Origin of the sequence: Mycobacterium sp. 1245805.9, assembly GCF_001672915.1 — a bacterium.
GTDB lineage: Bacteria > Actinomycetota > Actinomycetes > Mycobacteriales > Mycobacteriaceae > Mycobacterium.
On record NZ_LZKR01000140.1, the window covers coordinates 1 to 691 of the forward strand.

General features: G+C 65.6%; 2 pseudogenes. One reads left to right on the top strand and one right to left on the bottom strand.

Annotation, left to right across the window (positions count from 1 at the left end):
• Positions 1-200: pseudogene (locus A9X00_RS19315) on the bottom strand (dihydrodipicolinate reductase); the annotation flags it as partial.
• Positions 201-386: 186 nt separating this feature from the next.
• Here A9X00_RS19315 and A9X00_RS19320 point away from each other — a divergent pair.
• Positions 387-691 (top strand): annotated as a pseudogene (locus A9X00_RS19320) (dihydrodipicolinate reductase); the annotation flags it as partial.

Here is a 691-nt window from a genome sequence, read left to right on the forward strand (position 1 = left end):
GCGATCAGCGCGTCGGCGTCATTGGTGGCTTTCAGGCCGATGGGCTCCCCGTTGGCGAGTTCGCCCGCGTCCCTGCCGTCCTTGTCCGGCGAGTGCACCCACACGCCGACCAGGTCGAGGTTGGGGCGCCGTTGAATGGCGCGGATGGCGATCGATCCGATGCCACCCGTCGCCCAGACCACTACGCGATGAGTCGTCATCCTGTTCCTCCTCGAGTGCGCGTGCCGAAAGGCGAGACGGCCGTTGCCTTTAAATCGCTAAGAAAGTGCACACTATCCTAAAGAACAAATCTTAGGTTAACCTGCAGCTGATGTACACGCTCAGGTTCGACACGCGTGCCCCGGCCCGGGCCGGGAGGCCCTGGCGAACCAGTAAGGAGAGTGCTCATGCGCATCGTCGTCTGGTCCACCGGGGGAGTCGGGAAGATCGCGATCGACGCCATTCGCCGGCGACCCGACCTGGAACTCGTTGGCGTGTGGGTGCATTCGCCCGACAAGGTCGGCAAGGACGCCGGTGAGCTGGCCGGCATCGGGCCGCTGGGCGTGACGGCCACCGACGATGCCGACGTGCTGATCGCCCTGAAACCCGACTGCGTGGTGTACGCGGCAAGCGGCCCCGAACGCGACGCGCTGGCCATCCCGGACTACGTCAGGCTGCTCGAGGCGGGGATCAACGTCGTCACCACCAGCAC